The 20,288-nt window shown below is 51.8% G+C and carries 19 protein-coding genes; 8 read left to right on the top strand and 11 right to left on the bottom strand.

Going from position 1 to position 20,288, the window contains the following annotated elements; translation table 11 throughout:
* Position 1 precedes the first annotated feature (1 nt).
* The gene (locus O1721_RS24290) at positions 2 to 397 is read right to left on the bottom strand and encodes a type II toxin-antitoxin system VapC family toxin (RefSeq protein ID WP_003159186.1); all 396 of its coding nucleotides are present in this window, start codon (positions 395 to 397) and stop codon (positions 2 to 4) included.
* Positions 394 to 645, bottom strand: coding sequence for an AbrB/MazE/SpoVT family DNA-binding domain-containing protein (locus tag O1721_RS24295; RefSeq protein WP_003108276.1), 252 nt, complete (start codon positions 643 to 645; stop codon positions 394 to 396). The genes O1721_RS24290 and O1721_RS24295 overlap by 4 nt, the downstream gene beginning before the upstream one ends.
* A gap of 181 nt (positions 646 to 826) precedes the next feature.
* On the opposite strand from O1721_RS24295, the gene O1721_RS24300 reads away from it, so the two are divergent.
* Positions 827 to 1,393: a recombinase family protein gene (locus tag O1721_RS24300; RefSeq protein ID WP_003159185.1), complete on the top strand. Its 567-nt coding sequence runs from the start codon at positions 827 to 829 to the stop codon at positions 1,391 to 1,393.
* A 348-nt stretch (positions 1,394 to 1,741) separates the two neighbouring features.
* Here O1721_RS24300 and intI1 (O1721_RS24305) read toward each other — a convergent pair whose 3' ends face one another.
* Positions 1,742 to 2,755, bottom strand: coding sequence for a class 1 integron integrase IntI1 (gene intI1, locus O1721_RS24305; protein ID WP_000845039.1), 1,014 nt, complete (start codon positions 2,753 to 2,755; stop codon positions 1,742 to 1,744).
* A gap of 145 nt (positions 2,756 to 2,900) precedes the next feature.
* On the opposite strand from intI1 (O1721_RS24305), the gene O1721_RS24310 reads away from it, so the two are divergent.
* Positions 2,901 to 3,692 carry an ANT(3'')-Ia family aminoglycoside nucleotidyltransferase AadA2 gene (locus tag O1721_RS24310; protein WP_001261740.1) on the top strand — a complete coding sequence of 264 codons (792 nt, stop codon included), beginning with the start codon at positions 2,901 to 2,903 and terminating at the stop codon, positions 3,690 to 3,692.
* Between the two features lie 796 nt (positions 3,693 to 4,488).
* On the opposite strand, the gene O1721_RS24315 is transcribed toward O1721_RS24310, so the two are convergent.
* From O1721_RS24315 to O1721_RS24330, 4 genes are read right to left on the bottom strand one after another with little or no spacing between them, the layout of a single operon-like run.
* Complete coding sequence (locus O1721_RS24315; RefSeq protein ID WP_117005513.1) at positions 4,489 to 5,760, bottom strand: MFS transporter; 1,272 nt, start codon at positions 5,758 to 5,760, stop codon at positions 4,489 to 4,491.
* 5 nt (positions 5,761 to 5,765) lie between these two features.
* The gene (locus O1721_RS24320; RefSeq protein WP_117005514.1) at positions 5,766 to 7,169 is read right to left on the bottom strand and encodes an efflux transporter outer membrane subunit; all 1,404 of its coding nucleotides are present in this window, start codon (positions 7,167 to 7,169) and stop codon (positions 5,766 to 5,768) included.
* A complete protein-coding gene (locus tag O1721_RS24325; protein ID WP_275150019.1) occupies positions 7,169 to 10,315 on the bottom strand; it encodes an efflux RND transporter permease subunit in 3,147 nt (1,048 codons plus the stop codon). Before O1721_RS24325 ends, O1721_RS24320 begins: the two co-directional genes overlap by 1 nt.
* 5 nt (positions 10,316 to 10,320) lie before the next feature.
* Positions 10,321 to 11,481 carry an efflux RND transporter periplasmic adaptor subunit gene (locus tag O1721_RS24330; protein ID WP_048822808.1) on the bottom strand — a complete coding sequence of 387 codons (1,161 nt, stop codon included), beginning with the start codon at positions 11,479 to 11,481 and terminating at the stop codon, positions 10,321 to 10,323.
* 128 nt (positions 11,482 to 11,609) lie between these two features.
* On the opposite strand from O1721_RS24330, the gene O1721_RS24335 reads away from it, so the two are divergent.
* The gene (locus O1721_RS24335) at positions 11,610 to 12,347 is read left to right on the top strand and encodes a response regulator (protein ID WP_048822864.1); all 738 of its coding nucleotides are present in this window, start codon (positions 11,610 to 11,612) and stop codon (positions 12,345 to 12,347) included.
* Complete coding sequence (locus O1721_RS24340) at positions 12,344 to 13,405, top strand: ATP-binding protein (RefSeq protein WP_048822863.1); 1,062 nt, start codon at positions 12,344 to 12,346, stop codon at positions 13,403 to 13,405. The genes O1721_RS24335 and O1721_RS24340 overlap by 4 nt, the downstream gene beginning before the upstream one ends.
* Before the next feature lie 13 nt (positions 13,406 to 13,418).
* On the opposite strand, the gene O1721_RS24345 is transcribed toward O1721_RS24340, so the two are convergent.
* On the bottom strand, positions 13,419 to 13,592 hold the full coding sequence (locus O1721_RS24345; RefSeq protein WP_275150020.1) for a hypothetical protein: 174 nt from the start codon (positions 13,590 to 13,592) through the stop codon (positions 13,419 to 13,421).
* 180 nt (positions 13,593 to 13,772) lie between these two features.
* Between O1721_RS24345 and istA the strand changes: the two genes are divergently transcribed.
* Positions 13,773 to 15,314, top strand: coding sequence for an IS21 family transposase (istA, locus tag O1721_RS24350; protein ID WP_060434988.1), 1,542 nt, complete (start codon positions 13,773 to 13,775; stop codon positions 15,312 to 15,314).
* 11 nt (positions 15,315 to 15,325) lie between these two features.
* A complete protein-coding gene (istB, locus tag O1721_RS24355; RefSeq protein ID WP_060434990.1) occupies positions 15,326 to 16,081 on the top strand; it encodes an IS21-like element helper ATPase IstB in 756 nt (251 codons plus the stop codon).
* A gap of 313 nt (positions 16,082 to 16,394) precedes the next feature.
* Here istB and sul1 read toward each other — a convergent pair whose 3' ends face one another.
* The 3 genes from sul1 to aadB form a co-directional block, all read right to left on the bottom strand.
* Positions 16,395 to 17,234: a sulfonamide-resistant dihydropteroate synthase Sul1 gene (gene sul1 / locus O1721_RS24360; protein ID WP_000259031.1), complete on the bottom strand. Its 840-nt coding sequence runs from the start codon at positions 17,232 to 17,234 to the stop codon at positions 16,395 to 16,397.
* Positions 17,228 to 17,575, bottom strand: a complete 348-nt coding sequence (locus O1721_RS24365) for a quaternary ammonium compound efflux SMR transporter QacE delta 1 (protein ID WP_000679427.1) — start codon at positions 17,573 to 17,575, stop codon at positions 17,228 to 17,230. The genes sul1 and O1721_RS24365 overlap by 7 nt, the downstream gene beginning before the upstream one ends.
* A gap of 156 nt (positions 17,576 to 17,731) precedes the next feature.
* On the bottom strand, positions 17,732 to 18,265 hold the full coding sequence (gene aadB / locus O1721_RS24370; RefSeq protein WP_000381802.1) for an aminoglycoside nucleotidyltransferase ANT(2'')-Ia: 534 nt from the start codon (positions 18,263 to 18,265) through the stop codon (positions 17,732 to 17,734).
* Between the two features lie 145 nt (positions 18,266 to 18,410).
* Here aadB and intI1 (O1721_RS24375) point away from each other — a divergent pair, with 145 nt between their 5' ends.
* A complete protein-coding gene (intI1, locus tag O1721_RS24375; RefSeq protein WP_000845039.1) occupies positions 18,411 to 19,424 on the top strand; it encodes a class 1 integron integrase IntI1 in 1,014 nt (337 codons plus the stop codon).
* 305 nt (positions 19,425 to 19,729) lie between these two features.
* Complete coding sequence (locus O1721_RS24380) at positions 19,730 to 20,287, top strand: recombinase family protein (protein WP_001162012.1); 558 nt, start codon at positions 19,730 to 19,732, stop codon at positions 20,285 to 20,287.
* Position 20,288 lies beyond the last annotated feature (1 nt).

The raw sequence follows: 20,288 nt of genomic DNA on the forward strand, positions 1-20,288 counted from the left end.
GTCACAAAAGGCGCGTTGATTGCCCTTGCGCCGTGAGAAGTGCCACCGCCTTCTTATCGAAGGAAACGAAGGTTTCCCCGCCAAGCCAGTTGCCTTCGTAGGCAATGACGCCATCGGCAAAGTCTCCGCCCGCGTCGAGCACCAGCAAGCCAGCCTCCACGGCAGGCCGGTTCACTTCCACATTCGCGGCGGCCAGTAGTGCCCGGATCGCGCTGGCCGCGTCGGCTTGCTGGAAGCCGTAGACACGCAGCAGCACCCAAACAAATTCGCATAGGCACGGCAGCGCGACCGCGATCAACTCGGCGTCGGTCAAGACTGCGGCGGCAACGTCCGCTTGTGCGGGATCGTCACGCACAACCGCACGCACAAGGACGTTGGTATCGACTGCGACCTTCATTGCTTACCTGCCCAGCCTTGCGCCGCCGCCTCGTTGATTTCTTCGATGGTGGCAACCTTCTGCGTCTTGCCCGCGAGCAGGCCGACAAAGCTGGCTATCGTCCCTGCGGGCCGTGCCGCCTTGAGCACGCCCCGACCGTCTGGCAACAAGTCCAGCTCGATCTTGTCGCCTGGCCTGATGCCGAGGTGTTGCAGTACGTCCTTCCGAAACGTCACTTGTCCCCGTGCGGTAACGGTCAATGTGGTCATGGTGGTTTGCCCTCGCAATCAAGGTTGATGCTTCACATAGTAATGCAAAAATGCCTTACCGTCAATGTCCGTCAAACGATCATTAGTCGGCCATGCCGGACACTGTCCAGCAAAGTTATTGCACAACGGGTTGTCGGACATTAAGATAGGCGGACGGAATGACGGACAAGAGAGGCGGCAAATGGCACTGATCGGCTATGCGCGGGTATCGACGGCGGAACAGGACACCGCCTTGCAGACGGATGCGCTACGCAAGGCAGGCTGCGAGCGCGTTTTCGAGGACACGGCTTCCGGGGCCAAGGCCGACCGCCCCGGCTTGGCTGATGCGCTGGCCTACCTGCGCGACGGCGACGTGCTGGCCGTCTGGCGGCTGGATCGGCTCGGGCGCTCTATGCCGCACCTAATCGAAACGATAGGCGCGCTGGAAGCGCGAGGCGTCGGCTTCCGTTCTCTGACGGAAGCCATCGACACCACCACGCCAGGCGGGCGGCTCATCTTCCACGTGTTCGGCGCGCTGGGCCAGTTCGAGCGCGACTTGATCCGCGAGCGCACCAAGGCCGGGTTGACTGCCGCCGCCGCTCGTGGGAGGAAGGGCGGGCGAAAGCCGGTTGTCACCGCCGACAAGTTGCAGCGAGCGCGGGAGCACATCGCCAACGGGCTTAATGTCCGAGAGGCCGCTACACGGCTCAAGGTGAGCAAGACGGCCCTGTACACCGCGCTGCAATCCACCAGTGCAGCCGACTCCTGATATTCCGTGCAGTCGTCTTCTGAAAATGACAGCTCACGCGCAGGTAGATGCGTGCGACTTTCATGCGGGCCTCCTGGTCATTTTGGGTATAGGGAAAATGACCATTGTTTCACGCCTAGCCAAAAAGGGAAGGTTCCCGGTTCAAATGTCGTTTTCAGAAGACGGCTGCACTGAACGTCAGAAGCCGACTGCACTATAGCAGCGGAGGGGTTGGATCCATCAGGCAACGACGGGCTGCTGCCGGCCATCAGCGGACGCAGGGAGGACTTTCCGCAACCGGCCGTTCGATGCGGCACCGATGGCCTTCGCGCAGGGGTAGTGAATCCGCCAGGATTGACTTGCGCTGCCCTACCTCTCACTAGTGAGGGGCGGCAGCGCATCAAGCGGTGAGCGCACTCCGGCACCGCCAACTTTCAGCACATGCGTGTAAATCATCGTCGTAGAGACGTCGGAATGGCCGAGCAGATCCTGCACGGTTCGAATGTCGTAACCGCTGCGGAGCAAGGCCGTCGCGAACGAGTGGCGGAGGGTGTGCGGTGTGGCGGGCTTCGTGATGCCTGCTTGTTCTACGGCACGTTTGAAGGCGCGCTGAAAGGTCTGGTCATACATGTGATGGCGACGCACGACACCGCTCCGTGGATCGGTCGAATGCGTGTGCTGCGCAAAAACCCAGAACCACGGCCAGGAATGCCCGGCGCGCGGATACTTCCGCTCAAGGGCGTCGGGAAGCGCAACGCCGCTGCGGCCCTCGGCCTGGTCCTTCAGCCACCATGCCCGTGCACGCGACAGCTGCTCGCGCAGGCTGGGTGCCAAGCTCTCGGGTAACATCAAGGCCCGATCCTTGGAGCCCTTGCCCTCCCGCACGATGATCGTGCCGTGATCGAAATCCAGATCCTTGACCCGCAGTTGCAAACCCTCACTGATCCGCATGCCCGTTCCATACAGAAGCTGGGCGAACAAACGATGCTCGCCTTCCAGAAAACCGAGGATGCGAACCACTTCATCCGGGGTCAGCACCACCGGCAAGCGCCGCGACGGCCGAGGTCTTCCGATCTCCTGAAGCCAGGGCAGATCCGTGCACAGCACCTTGCCGTAGAAGAACAGCAAGGCCGCCAATGCCTGACGATGCGTGGAGACCGAAACCTTGCGCTCGTTCGCCAGCCAGGACAGAAATGCCTCGACTTCGCTGCTGCCCAAGGTTGCCGGGTGACGCACACCGTGGAAACGGATGAAGGCACGAACCCAGTGGACATAAGCCTGTTCGGTTGGTAAGCTGTAATGCAAGTAGCGTATGCGCTCACGCAACTGGTCCAGAACCTTGACCGAACGCAGCGGTGGTAACGGCGCAGTGGCGGTTTTCATGGCTTGTTATGACTGTTTTTTTGTACAGTCTATGCCTCGGGCATCCAAGCAGCAAGCGCGTTACGCCGTGGGTCGATGTTTGATGTTATGGAGCAGCAACGATGTTACGCAGCAGGGCAGTCGCCCTAAAACAAAGTTAGACATCATGAGGGTAGCGGTGACCATCGAAATTTCGAACCAACTATCAGAGGTGCTAAGCGTCATTGAGCGCCATCTGGAATCAACGTTGCTGGCCGTGCATTTGTACGGCTCCGCAGTGGATGGCGGCCTGAAGCCATACAGCGATATTGATTTGTTGGTTACTGTGGCCGTAAAGCTTGATGAAACGACGCGGCGAGCATTGCTCAATGACCTTATGGAGGCTTCGGCTTTCCCTGGCGAGAGCGAGACGCTCCGCGCTATAGAAGTCACCCTTGTCGTGCATGACGACATCATCCCGTGGCGTTATCCGGCTAAGCGCGAGCTGCAATTTGGAGAATGGCAGCGCAATGACATTCTTGCGGGTATCTTCGAGCCAGCCATGATCGACATTGATCTAGCTATCCTGCTTACAAAAGCAAGAGAACATAGCGTTGCCTTGGTAGGTCCGGCAGCGGAGGAATTCTTTGACCCGGTTCCTGAACAGGATCTATTCGAGGCGCTGAGGGAAACCTTGAAGCTATGGAACTCGCAGCCCGACTGGGCCGGCGATGAGCGAAATGTAGTGCTTACGTTGTCCCGCATTTGGTACAGCGCAATAACCGGCAAAATCGCGCCGAAGGATGTCGCTGCCGACTGGGCAATAAAACGCCTACCTGCCCAGTATCAGCCCGTCTTACTTGAAGCTAAGCAAGCTTATCTGGGACAAAAAGAAGATCACTTGGCCTCACGCGCAGATCACTTGGAAGAATTTATTCGCTTTGTGAAAGGCGAGATCATCAAGTCAGTTGGTAAATGATGTCTAACAATTCGTTCAAGCCGACCGCGCTACGCGCGGCGGCTTAACTCCGGCGTTAGATGCACTAAGCACATAATTGCTCACAGCCAAACTATCAGGTCAAGTCTGCTTTTATTATTTTTAAGCGTGCATAATAAGCCCTACCTGAAGGAGTATATAGTAAAAACAGTGTCTATTCGCGTGTGAGTGAGTGACAGGGCTTTACATATAACGTCAGCGGCTTTCATTTCAAACGTACATACTGTGTATAATGGTATGTACGTTTTTTATTTGCGCCGAGTCCTTCGGCGGTAACCATTCATCCATGAATTTTTGTTCAGTGTTTAATTGCACCTTGTGAGTGCGACTTGTTCCAACAAGTCGGGAGAGATAGGAGTTACGTCATTGGTTTAGCAGGACGGGGATAGTTATTTGCGGCAAGTACAGAGTTGTCGCCGCATCCATGCGGCTTTGACAGTTCAGTTGTTCACTCATTGATTCACCTTCTTGATTAGTTGCACTTAATTTACCACCACATTGCAACCGCTCCTTACCACGTGTTGCAAATTAATCGCACCACAACTTTCACGGAAAGTACCACTTCGTCGGGTCTCGGCTTTGTGCCAAAAGCGGCGATTACAATTCCTTCTTGTTAATGGTCTTCTTTCGGCTATAGAGCCGACATTCTTGATAACTCTGCTCAGTTTCATCGTTTCTAATAATTAACTATTGAGATTAAGGCGAACATATGCGGATGAACATATCGACTAGAAAGTACCTATTCGAGCTGTATCCGCACTGTTGAATTTAAATCAGCTCAACGCCCCAGTTTCAGTAACTTTGGCGAAAAGAACCCACTTACACTGACTAATCCGCCTAAAATCCCCGCTACAAGAAAAATAGCTCCGACATCAAAAATTTCTCCCAGAGGTGTTATCAGCAACAACCCAATGGGAGCCGCAAGGCTCATCATCGAGTTCATAATGGACAAAACACGTCCTTGAAGATAATTTGGGATGATGGTCTGCAACAATGCCGTCAGAGGTGCACTACCGAAAACAAAACACACACCACTGATGACCCACCACGCAACGGCAACGCCAAATAGGCTGGATGGAACCAGTGCCGTTAATGCGACGGCAAAACAAGACGTAGCAAACCCTGCCAGAATCCAGTAAATAGGGGTTTTTAATTGCATAGCAGCAACAGCTAAGCCACCCAAGACCATCCCTACACCCGACAAGCCCTCCATCAAAGCCACTTGATTAGCGCCGCCGCCAAAATATTGTTTAACCAACAGCGGTAATAATGTAAATGACGGCATAATCACAAGCACCGTCGTCGCCAGCAGCAGGAATAATCGGGCTAGTCCCGGAGTGTTTCGAATGGTATCAATACCTTCCTTGAACTCACTGACCATACTTGTATCAGCCTTACGGACTGCACGACTCTGAGGAATTGCGAATATCAACAGTGGTATCACAGCACAAAGTGCAGTGAACACATCTATAGATATGGCCCAGCCGATTGGCATGACACTTATAGCAAGGGCCCCCAGCGGCGCTGCAATGACCACTGTCATGCTTTGTAAAGCCTGATTAAGTCCAGCGGCTCGCATCAAGAAACTTTTGGGGACTAGCATATATGTGCTCGCCGCCGCTGCTGGTGCCTGAAATGCTTGCATCGCACTGCGGATCCCCAACATCACCCAGATATGCCATATTTCGATACTTTCGGTATTAAATAGCACGATGAGCACCACCATGCATATCGCGCTGACAACATCAGGAATGATCATCAAAAGTCGGCGGCTGTAACGGTCTGCAAGTACTCCACCCAGAGGACTAAGCAAGGCTTGTGGCAGTAAAGCCACAATACCTGCAATAGCCAACGCACTGACACTGCCGGTGGTATCCGTGATCCACCATAGCAGCACAAACTGAGTCAGGGCCGATCCACACAGAGAAAGCGCCTGCCCAATAAAAATAGCCCAAAACCTTAACGGCCAATCAGGACCGGGGTCACTTTGACCACATGTATCGCGGTCAGAAAGATCCCGAGTAGGTTCAGACGCTGCCTGATTCAACATGATACTTAGTGTACTCCCGTCTCTGCTTTATTTAAAAAGGAGCCACCAAGGGCTTTATACAAAGCCACATAGTTCGCGAGCTCCGCACCACGCAAATCAATCAGAACCTGACGTTCGGCATAAAGTTGACGTTGTGCATCAAGTAGTTCTAAGCGGCCATCAACACCTGCCCGGTATCTAAGCAGGGATAACTCCGCTCGTTTAGACGCGCTACTTACGGCTCTCTTTTGTGCCATTATTTGCAGTCCAAAAGTCTCCAAACCGCTTAATCCGTCAGCCACATCTTTGAATGCCGTCTGGATGGTCTGTTCATAAGATATGACGGCTCCGGATTTTCGGATCTCCGCCAAGCGGAGTTCCGATTTCAACTTACCAGCATTAAATATCGGTATATTAATTTGCGGGGCAAAACTCCAAACCCGGCTGTCACTATCAAACAGATTCTTCACTTCTGAACTGCTATAACCTGTTGAAGCCGTCAGCGAAATCCGTGGAAAAAATGCAGCCCGAGCTGCGCCAATATCTGCATTTGCAGCTTTCAGATTTAACTCGGCTTGTACTACATCTGGACGATTAAGGATTAATTCTGACGTTAAGTTGGCAGGCATCACCTGAAGTGGCTGAGTTTCTAACACTGAATGTTTTGATAAACCTTCAGGTAGTGTTTTTCCTATCAACAGCTGAAGAGCATTGTTAGATAGGGCAAGCACACGCAGCCGGGCCTGCAAATCAGCTTCAGCACTCGCAACCTGTCCTTCGGCTTGCGCAACATCTAAGCCACTGCTTTGTTCAGCGGCTCTCAGTTGGCGAGCTAACAGCAGTGAATGCTCCCAATCAGCCAAAGTCTGCTGTGCTAGCAAAAGTTGCTCTTGAGCAAGCAACTGTGCGTGATACGCATCTGCAACCGCACTTATTAAAACCAACTCTGCTGATTTTTGCCCCTGCTCCGTTGCAAGATACCGGTAAAAGGCTGCTTCACTCATTGATCGTGCATAACCGAACAAGTCTATTTCAAAAGCGCTCGTCCCCAAGCCAACTCCGTGTTCAGAGGTTGTACTTACACCTCCGGTATCATTCTCTCCACGCTGGCGAGTTCCGCTGATTGTGGCATCAACAGAGGGCAACATATATGAACGCTGGATACCATACTGAGCCTTTGCAGCGGCCACGTTTAAAGTAGCCAGTCGTAAGTCTTTGTTATTCTCCAGCGCTAAACCAATTAACTCCTGCAACCTTGGCTCTTTGAACACAGATTGCCAAGACAAATCCACTGCCGATTTTTGCGACACGTTTTTGGTATTTAGCAGGTTGTAGTTCAGCGTATCTACTGGTGGCCTTTGATAATCTGGTGCCAGTGTGCATCCGGTTAGCAAAGATACGCAAAGCAGGCTAAAAATATTTAACTTCATTACACCGACTCCTCGTTGCTCGCTTGAGGTTTGCTAGTTGCTTTCTTGCGGGATGCAGAAAAGCGCTCTTGGATACTCATGACAAGTACAAAGAATACTGGAACGAAGTAAATTGCAAGCACTGTGGCTGTGACCATTCCTCCAAAGACACCAACACCGATAGCTGCCTGTGTTTCTGCACTTGCACCAGAAGCGAAAACTAGTGGCAATACACCAAGACCAAATGCAAGTGACGTCATCAGGATGGGTCTTAATCGCAATCTGGAAGCTGTCACCGCTGCGTCAATTAAGCCATGACCTTCTTCACGAAGCTGCTTCGCAAACTCGACAATCAAAACAGCGTTTTTGGCCGATAAGCCAATAACGGTGATCATACCAACTTTGAAGAACACGTCATTTGACATTCCAAGCAGCAATACCGAACCTACCGCGCCGAGCAGGCCTAATGGCACCACCAGCATTACTGAAACCGGAATAGCCCAGCTTTCATATAAGGCTGCAAGTACCAAAAATACGACTAACATCGAAAGAGCCATGAGCATTGGCGCTTGAGAGGCTGACTGCCTTTCTTGCAAAGACTGCCCTGTCCAAGCGATATCAAAACCCGGAGGAAGCTGAGATGCGAGGCGCTCCATTTCATCCATCGCCTCTCCACTTGAAAACGTCGGAGCAGCACCACCGGCGATTCTTACAGAGGGTAGTCCTTGAAAACGCATCAATTGTAATGGTGTCGCACCCCATTTAGGTGTAACGACTTCTGACAGGGCAACCATGCCACCACTGACATTTCGGACACGTAATTTCAGAATGTCTTCAATCTGCATCCGAGATTTTGAGTCAGCCTGAATAATGACTTGTTGCATCCGCCCACGGTTAGGGAAATCATTGATGTAACTCGACCCCATTGCCGTGGAGAGCATATCGCTGATTGCAGCAAAGGACACACCCAAAGCCTCTGCTTTCTGCCGGTCAATATGAAGAGTGATCCCAGTACCCGCAGGAAGACTGTCGGCATAGACCCCGGTAACAATTTTACTGTTGTTAGCGAGCTCTAACAGCTTGGCTTGTGCAGCTTGAAGGGCTTCATACCCCTGATTACTGCGGTCGATCAAGCGCATAGAAAAGCCTGATGAATTGCCTAACTCGTCAATAGCAGGTGGCATGATACTGAACACCAATCCTTCACCAGCGGTTTCGGCCATGGTCATGTAGGCGTAGTAGACTTCCTCCCACGCATTTGCACCATTTCGTTCGTCCCAATCCTTCAGCATGGTAAAACTAACCGCTGCATTCGTGCCAGAGCCAGACAAGCCGTAACCTAGGATCGATATATTCGACTTAATACCCGGTCTTGTTGCTACGTACTCTTCAAAAGATTTCACCACCGCAGAGGTGCGTTCAGTGGTTGCATCTGAAGGCAGTAAAAAGCTGGTAATGAAATAACCCTGATCTTCTTCAGGCAAAAAGGCTGACGGTAATTTACCAAAAGAGTACACCAGCATGCCGACCAGCAGCGCAAACATCAGCATTACCCGGCCAATCCGCTTGGTCAGTTTGCTGACTCTCACACCATAGCGATCTGTCATCCGGTCGAACCGACGATTAAACCAACCGAAAAATCCCGTTTTCTCGGCATGGCCATGGCTGATTGGCTTTAACAATGTTGCGCACAGAGCAGGCGTGAAAGTTAATGCTAAAAAGGCAGAGAATAAAATAGAGATGGCCATTGAGAGCGTGAATTGTTGATAAATCACGCCAACGGAACCGCTTGCTAAAGCCATTGGAATAAATACGGCGGTCAACACCAGCGTGATACCAATAATTGCGCCGGTAATTTCTTTCATTGCTTTAACGGTAGCATCACGTGGCGACAGACCCTCTTTTGCCATTAAACGCTCGACGTTTTCGACAACAACAATCGCATCATCCACGATGATACCGATAGCCAACACCATCCCGAACATCGTGAGGACGTTGATAGAAAAACCGGTTAACATCATAACGGCGAATGTACCCAGCAACGCGATTGGAGCGACAATTGCTGGTATTAAGGTGTAGCGGACATTCTGCAAAAACAGGTACATTACGAGAAACACAAGAACCATCGCCTCAATTAGCGTATGAGCGACTTTCTCAATCGAAATTTTTGCAAATGGCGCAGTATCGAAGGGAACTGAATAACTCATCCCAACGGGCATCGTCTGCTGAAGTAACTGCATGCGCTCTTTAACACGCTCAGAGGTCAGTACTGCGTTCGCACCGGGCGCAAGTTGTATAGCAGCTGCTGTTGCTGTTTTTCCGTCTTCTCGCGTCAGAAATGCATAAGATTGAGCACCTAACTCAACACGAGCAACGTCGCCCAATACCAGTTTTGCACCACTTCCCTCAGCGCGAAGCACGATGTTTGCAAATTCTTCCGGAGTTTCTAACTGACCTTTCGCCATTAATGGGATTGCAACTTTCTGCCCCGCTGGCGCTGGTTCATCGCCAAGACTGCCCGGTGCAATCTGAATATTCTGCTGAGTGATCGCATTAGAAAGATCGGCCATCGACAAGTTATAAGCAGTGAGTTTTACTGGGTCGACCCAAATCCGCATCGCTTGCTCGGCACCGAACAATTGAACGCGACCAACACCTTCAATTCGGCGTAACTCTTCGATGACGTTTCTGGCCATGTAATCAGAAAGCGCCGTGCTATCGAAGCGATTGTCATCGGATTTAAGGCTGACAAGCATCAAAAAGCCCGAGGATGCAGCTTCGACAATCAGACCATTTTGTCTGACAGTTTGCGGCAAACGGGCTTCGATGGTTTTTAGTCTGTTTTGCACATCGACTTGCGCTAACTCAGGATTCACTCCGGGTTTAAAAGAAGCAGTGATAGTAGCTGCCCCTGACGTATCAGAAGATGACTCAAAATAGAGTAGATTCTTTAAGCTCGACAGTTCTCGTTCGATAAGACCGAGCACAGAATCATTCATCGTTTGGGGAGTTGCACCGGGATATACGGCTGTGATGGTCACCTGAGGCGGAGCAACTGAAGGATAGCGCTCAATCGGTAGCTGAGGTAATGCTATCAAACCAGACATGATGATAAAAAGTGCAACAACCCAAGCAAATACGGGGCGGTTAATAAAAAATTGCGGCATCTTAACTACTCCCGCTCGCCGGTTGAGGTATTACTGCTGATTGCAGTATCGACAGTTGGTTGAACTGCGTTCGACGGAGTCACTTCAGCACCTTCACTCATTCGGTCGAGGCCGCTAACAATCACCTTGTCGCCAGCCGTAATACCCTTTTCGATTCGATAGCTGCGATCAATCAACTCTCCGAGCTGAACATGGACCTGACGCACTTTATTGCCTTCAGACAGCAGCCAAACCCATGCTTCGTCTCCGGTTCTGGTTACCGCTTCCTGTGGTACGAGTAAGGCATCGTCGAAACTGGCCAGTGTGAGTCTGGCTCTTACAAACATACCGGGTAGTAACTCACGCTTTGTGTTGCTCACCAAAATACGCACCAACACATCGCCAGTTGCCTCATCAACGGTCAATCCCGAGAACAAGACTTTGCCTTTAACATCGAATGGCTTGCCACTGGCTTTTAGAATTTCAACATGCAATTCTTTTTTACCAGCCTCGGTCGCCTCTCTTAGCAAATCCAGTGATTCAGCAGGCTGGCGTACATCGACGTAAACCTCGTTGATTTGTTGTACCTTTGCCAGTGAAGTGTTGTCACTCGGACCGACCAAAGCTCCCTCAGAAACAATTGATTGCTCGATGCGACCGTTGATCGGCGAATCCACTGTTGAAAATTGTAAATCCAATTTTCGACGGGATAGCTCTGCTTTAGCCTGAGCAACCTCGGCAGCAGCCTGATCTTTGGCAGACACGGCGTCATCGTAGGTTTGCCTGCTAACGGCATCTCCTTCAACCAGCGGTTGCAAGCGTTTGACTTGAATTTGCGCTCTGCTCAGTGCAGCCTCGGCACGCATCAAAGCCGCAGCAGATGTTTCTACGTCAGCCTTAAACGGCGCTGGATTGATTTGGAAAAGTGGCTGGCCAGCATGAACCTCTGCACCTTGAACAAATAAGCGTTCTTGAATAATACCAGTGACTTGTGGTCTGATTTCGGCAACACGAACAGGCGCAACACGCCCGGTTAAATCATCGGTCAGTGCAACACGCGATGGCGTTACTTCCAGAATAGAAACTGGTGGCGGTGGTGTTGTCATATCTGGCATTTCGGGGCTACACCCTGTTAAGGTGAGCAGTAACAAAGCATGTATTACATTCAGCTGCTTAGTTGATTTCATCAAATGTCCTCTTGAGCTATAGTCCGGAATTCTGTTTACATCTCAGTGTAGACAAAGAGTGTTGGCGTTTGAGGGAGCCAATGTGGAGGAATGATGGAGAAACCGTATTTATGTCAGAAAACTTTAAAATGACGACTCTCGCTCTATCTAGCCGAGGTGAAAAAACGCTTGGTTCCCCCTTGATCCTTATTGCTGAAGATGAGGCTGATATCGCTGATATCCTCTCCGGTTACTTGCGAAGAAGTGGGTTGCGATGTGAGATTGCCGAGGATGGCCGACGAGCGCTAGACCTGCATGCAACACTAAAACCGGCACTGGTATTGCTGGATATTCAAATGCCGCAACTCAATGGCTGGCAGGTCCTATCCGAGATCAGAAATCGGGGTAATACACCTGTCATCATGCTCACCGCTATGGATCAGGATATTGATAAGTTGATGGGGTTACGGATGGGGGCTGACGATTATGTGGTGAAACCATTTAATCCTGCCGAAGTGACAGAGCGAGTGCTGGCGGTGCTTCGTCGTGTATCCCCTGAATCGCAAAAATCCAACAATCAGGTGCTCAAAGTATCCCCATTTCATATTGATTTGGAAACGTACGAGGTATTCATCGACAACCCCGATAGAAAACAAATATCGCTGACCATGACGGAGTTCAAGTTATTGGTTCAACTTGCAAAATCACCAAGAAAAGTATTTAGCCGGGCAGAGCTTCTAAGTCATTGCTTACCTGAGAGTGACGCTTTAGAAAGAACTGTCGATAGCCACATCTCTAAGCTTCGGAAAAAGCTAGAAAACCTTGGTGTAAAGGGGATCCCGTCTGGTTTAAGAGGTGCCGGTTATCGGTTATGGAGCCAAGAATGAAGTTGGTTGGTTTGAGTCGGCAAATTGCATTTTCAATGATGGCAATTGCCTTGGGGGTGATACTTTTAGTCATTTTTACTTCATATGTTTTTTACTACTTTTGGGACAAATATTGGCCTGAAAATGTTCCGGTCAACAGCTTAGTGCCGACTGTGCCGGAACTATTTTGGATGCTGGGTACTACAATCGCTGGACTGGTGCTGGCCGTATGGGTTGCTTTGAGCTTATCCAAACGGATCCTCACTCCACTAAATTCACTCGCAGCCGGGATCCGAAGCCTTGCCAAAGGAGATTTGAGCGCGAGAGCTGTTGCCGATGATGAGTCTATGGGTGAAGCATCCCAGTTGGCAGCAGACTTTAATCATTTAGCTGAAAAGTTGCAAAAAATGACGGAAGAACAACGCTTCTGGAATGCGGCAATTGCTCACGAGTTACGGACACCTGTCACGATTTTACGTGGCAGGCTGCAAGGTCTTGTTGATGGTGTTTTCCAGCCGGACATAATGCAATTTAAAAGCTTATTAACTCAGGTTGAAGGGTTAAATAGGCTGATAGAGGACATGAGGGTTATCAGTTTGGCGGATAGTGGCAACCTGTATCTCAATAGAGTCAACACTGATATCAAAGATGAAATTGACTCTGCAATACAGTTCTCTGGGATTTTTTCTGACGACAGTAAATTCACGCCCTGTATCAATATCGACGCAATGATTGTTTCTTGTGATCCCGTTAGAATTAGGCAAGCAATGCTTGCGCTGCTGGACAATGCAAAAAAGTACTCTAGTTCAGGCCGGATCTATATCAGTTTGGAGAAGAAAAACCATAATTATCAGTTAAGTGTGCAAGACGAAGGTCCGGGGATCCCCCCAGATTTTCTGCCGCATATTTTTACACCATTCATGCAAGCCCCTGATAGTAAACGCAATGGCAGTGGTTTGGGGTTAGCTGTCGTCTCAGCGATTGCCAAAGCGCATGGAGGTTATGCAACCTGCACATTATCAGCTGATGGCGGCACAATTATCTCCTTGTGCTGGCCTGAGCCAGAACATATCGAATGATGTGGTCTATCAATCAACCCAAGACTAAGTTGCGCACGATGAGCTGGTTGCGTCCGCTATTTTTTGCTTGATAAAGTGCAGAATCGGCAGATTGAATAAATTTTTCAACAAATGCACTTACCTGAATTTCACGGCTGACGGACTCTGAAACAAGCTCAGTCACGCCTAAATGCGTATTCTGGCCCAAAGTGAACACCCGTTCTGGTTTTAAGTGAACACCCATTCTGATTTAATGTGAACACCTATTCTGGCGCAAAGTGAACACTTTTGCCCGATTTCCAGAATCAGTGTTCACATAATTCCAGAATCCCTTTCCCGCGTTGATTGTTATCACTGATAACCTATTCATTTTCAGATGGATACGGTTATGAGCAGACAGAGAACATCAATGCGTAAACTTCGTGAAATCCTCAGGCTACGGTTGCATGCTGGTTTGTCCGTCCGTCAGGTTCGGGATAGCCTGCGTATCAGCATCGGCGCTATACAAAAAGTCACCAGCGCAGCAGAGCAGCAAGGCATCGACTGGTCAACCATCTGCACCTTAGACGACAGTGCGCTGGCCAAGCTGATTTATCCTAAAGCCGATGCCCGCGTATCCACCAGGCTGGAATTGCCAGAGTGGACGACCGTGCATAAAGAACTGCGTAAAGAAGGTGTCACCAAACATCTACTCTGGGAAGAATATACCCAGCAGTACCCCAATCGCAGTTACAGTTACCCGCAGTATTGTCACCTGTATGGCGAGTGGCAGAACAAGCAGCGCCGCTCAATGCGACAAGTCCATATTGCCGGTGACATGCTGTTTGTTGATTATGCCGGGCAAACCGTCCCTATTGTTTGTGCCAGTACCGGTGAAATTCGCTTTGCCCAGGTCTTCGTAGCCGTATTGGGCGCATCGAATTACACCTATGCCGAAGCGACCTTAACGCAGACGCTACCAGATTGGCTGGGCAGCCATGCCAGAGCCTTCAGCTTCTTTGGTGGCGTGCCCAAGCTCATTGTGCCGGATAACCTTAAGAGCGGCGTGACCAAGGCTTGCCGATACGATCCGGATATCAATGCCGCCTACCACCAATTAGCTCACCATTATGGCTGCGCGGTTATGCCAGCCAGGCCCCGTAAACCACAGGATAAAGCCAAAGCAGAAGTAGGTGTGCAAATCATTGAGCGCTGGATTTTAGCCAGATTACGTCACCATACCTTCTTCTCGTTAGCTGAGCTGAATCACTGCATCAAGGCGCTATTACAGGATGTGAATACCCGGCCGTTTAAGCAGTTCAGCGGTAACCGGCAAGAATGGTTCGAGCAACTGGATAAACCGGCGCTTAGCCGTTTACCACGCGAGCCGTATCAATACACGGATATCAAAATGGTGAAGCTCAACATTGATTACCATGTGCAGTTCGGTGAGCACCTTTACTCAGCGCCGCATCAGTTAGTGGGTGAGAAACTTGAACTGCATGCCACCGACAACCTCATTACGTTGTACTTCCAGAACAAGCAGATCACCAGCCATCCGCGCATTAATCGCCGCGGTATCAGTACAAAACCTGAGCATATGCCGGTGCGGCATGAGAAGCATCACAAATGGAGCCGTGGGCGGCTGATGAATTGGGCTAAAGACATCGGCAGTGACACGCTAACCTGGGTGGCGCACGTCATGGATGACAGAGCACACGAACAACAAGGTTACCGGACATGTTTAGGCTTACTGAATCTGACCCGACGCTATCCGGCGCAACGCGTGAATCGTGCTTGCGCTATCGCCAATGAACAAAAGCTCACCCGGCTGAAAAACATTACCTCAATCCTGAAAAGCAATCTCGATACGCTGGTTACGGAAGATGACAGCCAGCCCATCTTGCCGCAGACACATGAAAACATCCGCGGCCCAAGCAGCTTCCATTAAGGAGAATCATTATGACAGCGCACAACATCACCGTTCTTAGACAGCTCAAGCTAAATGGCATGGCTCAGGCCCTGCTACAACAACGTGAACAACCGGGCACCTACCAGGCATTGTCGTTTGAAGAGCGGTTGCAACTCCTGATTGATCACGAACAGCAAAGCCGCGATAACCGTAAACAACAGCGCTTGTTAACAGGTGCAACACTCAAAGTTGCTGCAAATGCGCGGGAGATTAATTACGAACAGCCACGCGGTTTAAACCAATCCGTGATAGCCGGTTTACTCAGCTGCGGCTGGGTAACGAAACATCAGAACATCTTAATCACCGGCCCCTGTGGTAGCGGTAAAACCTATCTCGCGTGTGCTCTGGCACATACTGCGATCTTAAAAGGCCACAGCGCAAAGTATTACCGGCTGTCGCGCTTACTGATGGAACTAAGCCAACACAAAGCAGATGGCAGTTACAGCAAAGCATTAAAACAGCTGGCGAAATACGACATCCTGATCCTGGATGATTGGGGGTTAGAGCCGTTAAAAGCGGCACAGCGCAACGATCTGATGGAGATCATGGATGATCGGCATCAGCTAACGTCAACAATTATGGTAAGCCAGTTGCCAACAGAGGAATGGTATCAGGCAATTGGCGATAACACGCTGGCAGATGCCATCCTGGACAGGTTAATGCACAACGCCCACAGGCTAAAACTCAAAGGAGAATCGATGCGAAAAGTCACATCAGAGTTGACTGAAAATGAACACCTAGGTTAAAAGAGAACTGAGCCCAATGCGGGAAATGCCGGGTGTTCATATTGACCAGAATCGGTGTTCACATAAATCAGAATGCGCAACCAATCACAATACTGAAGCCCCAACTGTTATCAGTTGGGGCTTTTTCTTGTCTGTTTGCGGCGGTTGCGTTTTATCGGTAGTCGTCGAGCTCTGCACCATCCCACATAAGAGCTTAACGGTGCGATCTTCAACGCCATCACACAAAACTTTCTTTTTCACGCACAGTCAACTTATTGGATGTTTTATTAACAACCCAAAAGGAGATATTTAGCGGGCGGCCGGAAGGTGAATGCTAGGCATGATCTAACCCTCGGTCTCTGGCGTCGCGACTGCGAAATTTCGCGAGGGTTTCCGAGAAGGTGATTGCGCTTCGCAGATCTCCAGGCGCGTGGGTGCGGACGTAGTCAGCGCCATTGCCGATCGCGTGAAGTTCCGCCGCAAGGCTCGCTGGACCCAGATCCTTTACAGGAAGGCCAACGGTGGCGCCCAAGAAGGATTTCCGCGACACCGAGACCAATAGCGGAAGCCCCAACGCCGACTTCAGCTTTTGAAGGTTCGACAGCACGTGCAGCGATGTTTCCGGTGCGGGGCTCAAGAAAAATCCCATCCCCGGATCGAGGATGAGCCGGTCGGCAGCGACCCCGCTCCGTCGCAAGGCGGAAACCCGCGCCTCGAAGAACCGCACAATCTCGTCGAGCGCGTCTTCGGGTCGAAGGTGACCGGTGCGGGTGGCGATGCCATCCCGCTGCGCTGAGTGCATAACCACCAGCCTGCAGTCCGCCTCAGCAATATCGGGATAGAGCGCAGGGTCAGGAAATCCTTGGATATCGTTCAGGTAGCCCACGCCGCGCTTGAGCGCATAGCGCTGGGTTTCCGGTTGGAAGCTGTCGATTGAAACACGGTGCATCTGATCGGACAGGGCGTCTAAGAGCGGCGCAATACGTCTGATCTCATCGGCCGGCGATACAGGCCTCGCGTCCGGATGGCTGGCGGCCGGTCCGACATCCACGACGTCTGATCCGACTCGCAGCATTTCGATCGCCGCGGTGACAGCGCCGGCGGGGTCTAGCCGCCGGCTCTCATCGAAGAAGGAGTCCTCGGTGAGATTCAGAATGCCGAACACCGTCACCATGGCGTCGGCCTCCGCAGCGACTTCCACGATGGGGATCGGGCGAGCAAAAAGGCAGCAATTATGAGCCCCATACCTACAAAGCCCCACGCATCAAGCTTTTGCCCATGAAGCAACCAGGCAATGGCTGTAATTATGACGACGCCGAGTCCCGACCAGACTGCATAAGCAACACCGACAGGGATGGATTTCAGAACCAGAGAAAGAAAATAAAATGCGATGCCATAACCGATTATGACAACGGCGGAAGGGGCAAGCTTAGTAAAGCCCTCGCTAGATTTTAATGCGGATGTTGCGATTACTTCGCCAACTATTGCGATAACAAGAAAAAGCCAGCCTTTCATGATATATCTCCCAATTTGTGTAGGGCTTATTATGCACGCTTAAAAATAATAAAAGCAGACTTGACCTGATAGTTTGGCTGTGAGCAATTATGTGCTTAGTGCATCTAACACCTGAGTTAAGCCGCGCCGCGAAGCGGCGTCGGCTTGGACGAATTGTTAGGCCGCATATCGCGACCTGAAAGCGGCACGCAAGACCTCAACCTTTTCCGCCCCGAGTGAGGTGCATGCGAGCCTGTAGGACTCTATGTGCTTTGTAGGCCAGTCCACTGGTGGTACTTCATCGGCATAGTAAAAGTAATCCCAGATGATCGCCTCCCAGCTGTTACAACGGACTGGCCGCCCGGCGATGACGCCCTCAGCCGCCTCTGGGCACGAGCCCTGCGGAGCCTCCGCGATTTCATACGCTTCGTCTGCCCACCAAGCAGGTTCGCAGTCAAGTAACTCATCCCCGATCTCCGCTAAGAATCCATAGTCCAACTCCTCCATGACGCGCCCGCCGAGCATTTCAACTATTGCCTCGAGCTCGCCGCGCCTCTCGCCGGGAAACGTCAGATCAATATCATCGTGCTTGCGTGTTACACGCCCTAGCCGTGCATCGATCGCCCAGCCCCCACCGATCCAGAGCGGCAGATTTCGCTCATCTGCCGCAGCTAGAATTTTGTGTATCAATGTGACCTGCGTTGTGTCCATGCGGCCTAACTTTGTTTTAGGGCGACTGCCCTGCTGCGTAACATCGTTGCTGCTCCATAACATCAAACATCGACCCACGGCGTAACGCGCTTGCTGCTTGGATGCCCGAGGCATAGACTGTACAAAAAAACAGTCATAACAAGCCATGAAAACCGCCACTGCGCCGTTACCACCGCTGCGTTCGGTCAAGGTTCTGGACCAGTTGCGTGAGCGCATACGCTACTTGCATTACAGCTTACCAACCGAACAGGCTTATGTCCACTGGGTTCGTGCCTTCATCCGTTTCCACGGTGTGCGTCACCCGGCAACCTTGGGCAGCAGCGAAGTCGAGGCATTTCTGTCCTGGCTGGCGAACGAGCGCAAGGTTTCGGTCTCCACGCATCGTCAGGCATTGGCGGCCTTGCTGTTCTTCTACGGCAAGGTGCTGTGCACGGATCTGCCCTGGCTTCAGGAGATCGGAAGACCTCGGCCGTCGCGGCGCTTGCCGGTGGTGCTGACCCCGGATGAAGTGGTTCGCATCCTCGGTTTTCTGGAAGGCGAGCATCGTTTGTTCGCCCAGCTTCTGTATGGAACGGGCATGCGGATCAGTGAGGGTTTGCAACTGCGGGTCAAGGATCTGGATTTCGATCACGGCACGATCATCGTGCGGGAGGGCAAGGGCTCCAAGGATCGGGCCTTGATGTTACCCGAGAGCTTGGCACCCAGCCTGCGCGAGCAGCTGTCGCGTGCACGGGCATGGTGGCTGAAGGACCAGGCCGAGGGCCGCAGCGGCGTTGCGCTTCCCGACGCCCTTGAGCGGAAGTATCCGCGCGCCGGGCATTCCTGGCCGTGGTTCTGGGTTTTTGCGCAGCACACGCATTCGACCGATCCACGGAGCGGTGTCGTGCGTCGCCATCACATGTATGACCAGACCTTTCAGCGCGCCTTCAAACGTGCCGTAGAACAAGCAGGCATCACGAAGCCCGCCACACCGCACACCCTCCGCCACTCGTTCGCGACGGCCTTGCTCCGCAGCGGTTACGACATTCGAACCGTGCAGGATCTGCTCGGCCATTCCGACGTCTCTACGACGATGATTTACACGCATGTGCTGAAAGTTGGCGGTGCCGGAGTGCGCTCACCGCTTGATGCGCTGCCGCCCCTCACTAGTGAGAGGTAGGGCAGCGCAAGTCAATCCTGGCGGATTCACTACCCCTGCGCGAAGGCCATCGGTGCCGCATCGAACGGCCGGTTGCGGAAAGTCCTCCCTGCGTCCGCTGATGGCCGGCAGCAGCCCGTCGTTGCCTGATGGATCCAACCCCTCCGCTGCTATAGTGCAGTCGGCTTCTGACGTTCAGTGCAGCCGTCTTCTGAAAACGACACCATGTGCAAACGATGTCAGAATAGAGTTAAATTTCCTATTGATTGACATATTCCGTCAAAGGTAATAGATTTCATCCTGACACTTTTGCCTTTGGAGGCATCTTGCAAGGTCAACGCATCGGCTATGTCCGCGTCAGCAGCTTCGACCAGAACCCGGAACGGCAATTGGAGGGTGTTCAGGTGGCGCGGGTGTTCACCGACAAGGCTTCTGGCAAGGACACCCAGCGTCCCGAGCTGGAAAGGCTGCTGGCCTTCGTCCGCGAGGGCGACACCGTGGTGGTGCATAGCATGGACAGGCTGGCACGCAACCTTGATGACCTGCGCCGCATCGTCCAAGGGCTGACACAACGGGGCGTGCGCATGGAGTTCGTCAAAGAAGGGCTGAAGTTCACCGGCGAGGACTCACCGATGGCCAATCTGATGCTGTCGGTCATGGGAGCCTTCGCTGAGTTCGAGCGCGCCCTGATCCGCGAACGTCAGCGCGAGGGAATCGTGCTGGCCAAGCAGCGCGGTGCCTACCGGGGACGAAAGAAATCGCTGAACAGCGAACAAATTGCCGAGTTGAAACGGCGAGTTGCGGCAGGCGACCAAAAAACCTTGGTGGCCCGTGACTTCGGCATCAGCCGCGAAACCTTGTACCAGTACCTGCGGGAAGACTGAC

It is taken from the genome of Enterobacter cloacae complex sp. HYC033_NIDB (genome assembly GCF_056673335.1).

Excerpts from the sequence above, each read along its gene's own strand:
- O1721_RS24290 (WP_003159186.1), bottom strand. The coding sequence starts at position 397 with ATGAAGGTCGCAGTCGATACCAACGTCCTTGTGCGTGCGGTTGTGCGT.
- O1721_RS24295 (WP_003108276.1), bottom strand. The coding sequence starts at position 645 with ATGACCACATTGACCGTTACCGCACGGGGACAAGTGACGTTTCGGAAG.
- O1721_RS24300 (WP_003159185.1), top strand. The coding sequence starts at position 827 with ATGGCACTGATCGGCTATGCGCGGGTATCGACGGCGGAACAGGACACC.
- intI1 (WP_000845039.1), bottom strand. The coding sequence starts at position 2,755 with ATGAAAACCGCCACTGCGCCGTTACCACCGCTGCGTTCGGTCAAGGTT.
- O1721_RS24310 (WP_001261740.1), top strand. The coding sequence starts at position 2,901 with ATGAGGGTAGCGGTGACCATCGAAATTTCGAACCAACTATCAGAGGTG.
- O1721_RS24315 (WP_117005513.1), bottom strand. The coding sequence starts at position 5,760 with ATGTTGAATCAGGCAGCGTCTGAACCTACTCGGGATCTTTCTGACCGC.
- O1721_RS24320 (WP_117005514.1), bottom strand. The coding sequence starts at position 7,169 with ATGAAGTTAAATATTTTTAGCCTGCTTTGCGTATCTTTGCTAACCGGA.
- O1721_RS24325 (WP_275150019.1), bottom strand. The coding sequence starts at position 10,315 with ATGCCGCAATTTTTTATTAACCGCCCCGTATTTGCTTGGGTTGTTGCA.
- O1721_RS24330 (WP_048822808.1), bottom strand. The coding sequence starts at position 11,481 with ATGAAATCAACTAAGCAGCTGAATGTAATACATGCTTTGTTACTGCTC.
- O1721_RS24335 (WP_048822864.1), top strand. The coding sequence starts at position 11,610 with ATGACGACTCTCGCTCTATCTAGCCGAGGTGAAAAAACGCTTGGTTCC.
- O1721_RS24340 (WP_048822863.1), top strand. The coding sequence starts at position 12,344 with ATGAAGTTGGTTGGTTTGAGTCGGCAAATTGCATTTTCAATGATGGCA.
- istA (WP_060434988.1), top strand. The coding sequence starts at position 13,773 with ATGAGCAGACAGAGAACATCAATGCGTAAACTTCGTGAAATCCTCAGG.
- istB (WP_060434990.1), top strand. The coding sequence starts at position 15,326 with ATGACAGCGCACAACATCACCGTTCTTAGACAGCTCAAGCTAAATGGC.
- sul1 (WP_000259031.1), bottom strand. The coding sequence starts at position 17,234 with ATGGTGACGGTGTTCGGCATTCTGAATCTCACCGAGGACTCCTTCTTC.
- O1721_RS24365 (WP_000679427.1), bottom strand. The coding sequence starts at position 17,575 with ATGAAAGGCTGGCTTTTTCTTGTTATCGCAATAGTTGGCGAAGTAATC.
- aadB (WP_000381802.1), bottom strand. The coding sequence starts at position 18,265 with ATGGACACAACGCAGGTCACATTGATACACAAAATTCTAGCTGCGGCA.
- intI1 (WP_000845039.1), top strand. The coding sequence starts at position 18,411 with ATGAAAACCGCCACTGCGCCGTTACCACCGCTGCGTTCGGTCAAGGTT.